Origin of the sequence: Isoptericola sp. NPDC060257 (assembly GCF_042726645.1) — a bacterium.
GTDB classification, from domain to species: domain Bacteria; phylum Actinomycetota; class Actinomycetes; order Actinomycetales; family Cellulomonadaceae; genus Isoptericola; species Isoptericola nanjingensis.
The window spans coordinates 1-6,509 of the sequence record NZ_JBHXAW010000253.1 but is presented as its reverse complement, the minus strand read 5'-3'; the positions used below and the strand labels follow the sequence as shown (position 1 = coordinate 6,509).

The 6,509-nt window shown below is 68.1% G+C and carries 4 protein-coding genes; all 4 read right to left on the bottom strand.

The features are described 5' to 3' along the window. Positions 1-1,185: elongation factor G (locus tag ACFWEK_RS17205; RefSeq protein WP_430554822.1), on the bottom strand; the 1,185-nt coding region annotated here is incomplete at its 3' end. A 112-nt stretch (positions 1,186-1,297) separates the two neighbouring features. Then, positions 1,298-1,768, bottom strand: coding sequence for a 30S ribosomal protein S7 (rpsG, locus tag ACFWEK_RS17200; protein WP_429764774.1), 471 nt, complete (start codon positions 1,766-1,768; stop codon positions 1,298-1,300). Beyond that, positions 1,768-2,142 carry a 30S ribosomal protein S12 gene (gene rpsL / locus ACFWEK_RS17195; protein ID WP_430554821.1) on the bottom strand — a complete coding sequence of 125 codons (375 nt, stop codon included), beginning with the start codon at positions 2,140-2,142 and terminating at the stop codon, positions 1,768-1,770. The genes rpsG and rpsL overlap by 1 nt, the downstream gene beginning before the upstream one ends. A gap of 392 nt (positions 2,143-2,534) precedes the next feature. Further along, a complete protein-coding gene (locus ACFWEK_RS17190; RefSeq protein WP_430547434.1) occupies positions 2,535-6,416 on the bottom strand; it encodes a DNA-directed RNA polymerase subunit beta' in 3,882 nt (1,293 codons plus the stop codon). Positions 6,417-6,509 lie beyond the last annotated feature (93 nt).

Below are 6,509 nucleotides of genomic sequence, written 5' to 3'. Positions count from 1 at the left end.
GTCGCAGAGCGTGTCACCGGTGGTGACGTCCTTGAGCCCGATGAAGGCGTAGATGTGCCCGGCGTGCGCCTCTTCGACCGGGTTCTCCTTGTTGGAGTGCATCTGGAAGAGCTTCCCGATGCGCTCCTTCTTGCCCTTGGTCGAGTTCTGGACCTGAGCGCCCTGCGCGACCTTGCCCGAGTAGACGCGGACGTAGGTGAGCTTGCCGAAGAACGGGTGCGTGGCGACCTTGAACGCGAGGGCCGAGAACGGCTCCGTCTCGTCCGGACGACGCTCGATGATCTTCTCGGCGTCCTTGACGTCGTGGCCCTGGACGGCCGGGACGTCGAGCGGGGTCGGCAGGTAGTCGATCACGGCGTCGAGCATGGGCTGCACGCCCTTGTTCTTGAACGCCGAGCCGCACAGGACCGGGAAGGCCTCGGACCGGATGACGAGCTTGCGGATGCCGGACTTGATCTCGGCGACCGTGAGCTCCTCGCCACCGAGGAACTTCTCGAGCAGCTCGTCGTCGGCCTCGGCGACGGCCTCGACGAGCTCGGCCCGGTACTGCTCGGCCTTCTCGACGAGGTCGGCCGGGATGTCCTCGACCGCGTACTCCTCGCCCATCTTGGTGTCGCCGCGCCAGGTGAGCGCCTTCATCTCGAGCAGGTCGACGACGCCCTCGAAGTCGTTCTCGGCGCCGATCGGCAGCTGGATGACCAGCGGCTTCGCCTTGAGGCGGTTGATGATGGTGTCGACCGTGAAGTAGAAGTCGGCGCCGAGCTTGTCCATCTTGTTGACGAAGCAGATGCGCGGCACGTCGTACTTGTCGGCCTGGCGCCACACGGTCTCCGACTGGGGCTCCACGCCCTCCTTGCCGTCGAACACCGCGACGGCACCGTCGAGCACGCGCAGCGAGCGCTCGACCTCGACGGTGAAGTCCACGTGACCCGGGGTGTCGATGATGTTGATCTGGTTGTTCTTCCAGTAGCAGGTCGTCGCGGCGGACGTGATCGTGATGCCGCGCTCCTGCTCCTGCTCCATCCAGTCCATCGTCGACGCACCGTCGTGCGTCTCACCGATCTTGTAGTTCACACCGGTGTAGAACAGGATGCGCTCGGTGGTGGTGGTCTTGCCGGCATCGATGTGGGCCATGATGCCGATGTTGCGGACCTTGTTCAGGTCGGTCAGCACGTCGAGTGCCACGGTGTCTTACCCCTTGTCGGTGGAAGGTCGGAAGCCGGGCCGGAGGGCCGGCTGCCGGCCGGTTCCGGATCCTCGGACGGCCCCGGGGGTCACCCGGGGCCGTCCGTGCGCATCACCAGCGGTAGTGCGCGAAGGCCTTGTTCGAGTCGGCCATCTTGTGCATGTCCTCGCGGCGCTTCACGGCGGCACCGAGGCCGTTGGAGGCGTCGAGGATCTCGTTCATGAGGCGCTCGGTCATCGTCTTCTCGCGGCGGGCGCGCGAGAAGTCCGTGAGCCAGCGCAGCGCGAGCGTCGTGGAACGCACGGGGCGCACCTCGACCGGCACCTGGTAGGTGGCGCCACCGACACGGCGGGAGCGGACCTCGAGGGCCGGGCGGACGTTCTCCAGCGCGCGCTTGAGCACGACGACCGGGTCCTGGTCCGTCTTGGCACGGACGCCCTCGAGGGCGCCGTAGACGATCGCCTCGGCGGTGGACTTCTTGCCGTCGAGCAGGACCTTGTTGATCAGCTGGGTGACGACGGGCGACCCGTAGACGGGGTCGACGATGAGCGGCCGCTTGGGGGCCGGACCCTTGCGAGGCATCAGGCCTTCTCCTTCTTCGCGCCGTACTTGCTGCGGGCCTGCTTGCGGTTCTTCACGCCCTGCGTGTCGAGCGCGCCGCGCACGATCTTGTAGCGGACACCCGGGAGGTCCTTCACACGGCCGCCGCGGACGAGCACGATCGAGTGCTCCTGCAGGTTGTGGCCGACACCGGGGATGTACGCCGTGACCTCGGTACCCGAGGGCAGCTTGACGCGCGCGACCTTGCGGAGCGCGGAGTTCGGCTTCTTGGGGGTGGTGGTGTACACGCGGGTGCACACGCCGCGCCGCTGGGGCGAGTCCTTGAGGGCCGGCGTCTTCGACGCCACGGCCTTCGTGGACCGGCCCTTGCGGACGAGCTGCTGGATCGTAGGCACTACGTCTCCGTCGTCTTCTCGAGCTCACGAGGGCCGGGCGGCCCTCGACGGTGGTCTGTCTGGCTGGTGCGTGCCGATCGCATGCGGCACCCGCGGCCCTCACGGACCGCAACGCCACTTACCACCGGCTCGATGGCCCGGATCAGCTCAGCTCCCCCGCCCTCACGGACGGTCCGAGCGATCTTCCCGGGGTACCTGTGCGCTCAGGACGGCGACGCCTCCGGCAGCCGGCCCGAGCGAGAACGCTCTGGGCTGACAGCGGGATGCGCGCGCGACGGCACGGGCACGGCTTCCAAGATTACCCGCGGAAGCAAGCGGGGTCAAAGGATCGGGAGGGGCGCACGCTGTGACGTGCGCCCCTCCCGGACTACCTCGTGGTGAGGATCAGCGGACTAGCGGAAGTCGCCGAAGTCCAGGTCCTCCAGCGGGATCGCCTCGCCCGAGCCCATACCGAGCGTCGGGAAGTCGATCTCGTCGTAGCCGAAGCTCGGGTAGAGCTCGGCCTTGGCCTGCTCGGTCGGCTCGACCTCGATGTTCCGGTAGCGGGGCAGGCCCGTGCCGGCGGGGATGAGCTTACCGAGGATGACGTTCTCCTTGAGGCCCAGCAGCGGGTCACGACGACCGCTCATCGCCGCCTCGGTCAGCACGCGGGTCGTCTCCTGGAAGGAGGCGGCCGAGAGCCACGAGTCGGTGGCGAGCGACGCCTTCGTGATGCCCATGAGCTCCGGACGGCCGGAGGCCGGCTGGCCACCCTCCGCCACGGCCCGACGGTTCGCGTCCTCGAAGCGGACGCGCTCCGCCAGCTCGCCCGGCAGCAGGTGCGAGTCACCCGAGTCGAGCACGGTCACGCGACGCAGCATCTGCCGCACGATGACCTCGATGTGCTTGTCGTGGATGTCCACGCCCTGCGAGCGGTAGGTCTCCTGGACCTCGTCCACCAGGTGCTTCTGCGTGGCACGCGGGCCGAGGATGCGCAGCACCTTCTTCGGGTCGACGGCGCCCTGGACCAGCTGGGTGCCGACCTGGACCTGATCGCCGTCGGCGATCAGGAGGCGGGCACGCTTGGTCACCGGGTAGCGGATCTCCTCGCCGCCGTCGGCCGGCGTGAGGACCAGGTGGCGCGTGCGCTCCGTGTCCTCGATCGCCACGGTGCCGGTGTACTCCGCGATCGGGGCCTCGCCCTTGGGGGTGCGGGCCTCGAACAGCTCGGTGACACGGGGCAGACCCTGCGTGATGTCCTCCGCGGAGGCGACACCACCGGTGTGGAAGGTACGCATCGTCAGCTGCGTGCCCGGCTCACCGATCGACTGCGCCGCGATGATGCCGACGGCCTCGCCGATGTCCACCAGCTTGCCGGTGGCCAGGGAGCGGCCGTAGCACTTGGCGCAGGTGCCGACGCGCGACTCGCAGGTCAGCACGGACCGGACCTTGACGTTCTCGATGCCGGCGGCGATCACCTTGTCGATGATCACGTCGCCCGCGTCCGAGCCCGCCTCGGCCACGACGTTGCCGTCCGCGTCCACGACGTCCGTCGCGAACGTGCGCGAGTAGATGCTCGTCTCGACGCGCGGGTGCGGCACCAGCACGTCGCCGATGCGCTCGGCGACGGGCAGCGTGAGGCCGCGCTCGGTGCCGCAGTCCTCCTCGCGGATGATGACGTCCTGCGACACGTCGACGAGGCGACGGGTCAGGTAGCCGGAGTCCGCGGTACGCAGCGCCGTGTCGGCCAGACCCTTGCGGGCACCGTGCGAGGCGATGAAGTACTCGAGGACGGACAGGCCCTCGCGGTAGTTGGACTTGATCGGGCGGGGGATGATCTCGCCCTTCGGGTTCGCCACGAGGCCGCGCATACCGGCGATCTGGCGGACCTGCATCCAGTTACCACGGGCGCCCGAGGACACCATGCGGTACAGCGTGTTCCGCGAGTTGCTCTCGAGGTTCTCGCGCATGACCGACGCGATCTTGTCGGTGGCCTGGGTCCAGATCTCGATGAGCTCCTGACGGCGCTCGTCGTCGGTGATCAGACCCTTGTCGAACTGGTCCTGGACCTTCAGCGCACGCTGCTCGTGCTCGTCCAGGATGTCGTTCTTGACCTCCGGCATCGCGACGTCGGAGATCGCGATCGTGACGCCCGAGCGCGTGGCCCAGCGGTAGCCGGCGTCCTTCAGCGCGTCGAGCGACGTCGCGACGTCGACCTTCGGGTAGCGCTCCGCCAGGTCGTTGACGATCGTCGAGAGCTCCTTCTTGCCGACGACGCCGTTCTGGAACGGGTAGTCGATCGGGAGCGCCTCGTTGAAGATCGTGCGGCCCAGGGTGGTCTCGAACAGCAGCGGCTGCCCGGGCTCCCAGCCCTCGGGGGCCTCGAAGCCGCTGGTCGGCGGAACGAGGTCCGACATCCGCAGCTTGATCGTGGCGTTGAGGTCCAGCGCGCCGCGGTCGAGGGCCATGATCGCCTCGGCCTGCGAGGAGAAGACCCGCCCCTCCCCCGTCGCGCCGGGGCGGTCCGAGGTGAGGTGGTGCAGACCGATGATCATGTCCTGCGAGGGCATGGTCACCGGACGGCCGTCCGACGGCTTGAGGATGTTGTTGCTCGAGAGCATGAGGATGCGGGCCTCGGCCTGCGCCTCGGCGCTCAGGGGCAGGTGGACCGCCATCTGGTCGCCGTCGAAGTCCGCGTTGAACGCGGCGCACACGAGCGGGTGCAGGTGGATGGCCTTGCCCTCGACGAGCTGCGGCTCGAAGGCCTGGATGCCCAGGCGGTGCAGGGTGGGGGCACGGTTCAGCAGCACCGGGTGCTCCTGGATGACCTCCTCCAGCACGTCCCAGACCTCGCCGCGGGTGCGCTCGACCATGCGCTTGGCGCTCTTGATGTTCTGCGCGTGGTTGAGCTCGACGAGCCGCTTCATGACGAACGGCTTGAACAGCTCGAGCGCCATCTGCTTGGGCAGGCCGCACTGGTGCAGCTTGAGCTGCGGGCCAACCACGATGACCGAACGGCCCGAGTAGTCGACGCGCTTGCCGAGCAGGTTCTGGCGGAACCGGCCCTGCTTGCCCTTGAGCATGTCGGAGATCGACTTCAGCGGGCGGTTGCCCGGACCCGTGACCGGGCGGCCGCGGCGACCGTTGTCGAACAGCGAGTCCACGGCCTCCTGGAGCATCCGCTTCTCGTTGTTGACGATGATCTCCGGCGCGCCCAGGTCGAGCAGGCGCTTGAGCCGGTTGTTGCGGTTGATCACGCGGCGGTACAGGTCGTTGAGGTCCGACGTCGCGAAGCGGCCACCGTCGAGCTGCACCATCGGGCGCAGGTCCGGCGGGATGACCGGGACGGCGTCGAGCACCATCGCCGTGGGCGAGTTGGTCGTCGTGAGGAACGCGTTGACGACCTTCAGGCGCTTGAGCGCGCGCGTCTTGCGCTGGCCCTTGCCCGTCCGGATGGTCTCGCGCAGCGACTGGGCCTCGGCCTCCAGGTCGAAGCTCTCGAGGCGCTTCTGGATCGCCGCGGCGCCCATCGAGCCCTCGAAGTACGTGCCGTAGCGGTCGACGAGCTGGCGGTACAGCATCTCGTCGCCCTCGAGGTCCGCGACCTTGAGGTTCTTGAACCGGTCCCAGACCTGCTCGAGGCGGTCCAGCTCCTGGTCCGCACGCTTGCGCAGCTGCGCCATCTCGCGCTCGGCGGAGTCGCGCACCTTGCGGCGCGCGTCCGCCTTGGCGCCCTCGGCCTCCAGCTCGGCCAGGTCGGCCTCGAGCTTGGCGGCACGGGTGTTGATGTCGTTGTCGCGGCGGTCCGAGATCTCCTTCTTCTCCAGGTCGATCTCGTTCTGGAGGTTCGGGAGGTCCTCGTGGCGGGCCTCGTCGTCGACCCACGTGACCATGTAGGCCGCGAAGTAGATGACCTTCTCCAGGTCCTTCGGGGCCAGGTCCAGCAGGTAGCCGAGGCGCGACGGCACACCCTTGAAGAACCAGATGTGCGTGACCGGGGCGGCGAGCTCGATGTGGCCCATGCGCTCACGGCGCACCTTCGAGCGCGTCACCTCGACGCCGCAGCGCTCGCAGATGATGCCCTTGAAGCGCACGCGCTTGTACTTGCCGCAGTAGCACTCCCAGTCCCGGGTGGGGCCGAAGATCTTCTCGCAGAAGAGCCCGTCCTTCTCCGGCTTCAGGGTGCGGTAGTTGATGGTCTCGGGCTTCTTGACCTCTCCGTGCGACCAGGCACGGATGTCGTCGGCCGTGGCCAGGCCGATACGCAGCTCGTCGAAGACGTTGACGTCGAGCAAGATGTCCTACTTCCTCAAAGCTTTCGAATGTCCGTGGAGTTCAGCTGGTCGCTGGATCAGATCTCGTCGACCGTGGCAGCCGAGTTGGGGCGG

Excerpts from the sequence above, each read along its gene's own strand:
- rpsG (WP_429764774.1), bottom strand. The coding sequence starts at position 1,768 with ATGCCTCGCAAGGGTCCGGCCCCCAAGCGGCCGCTCATCGTCGACCCC.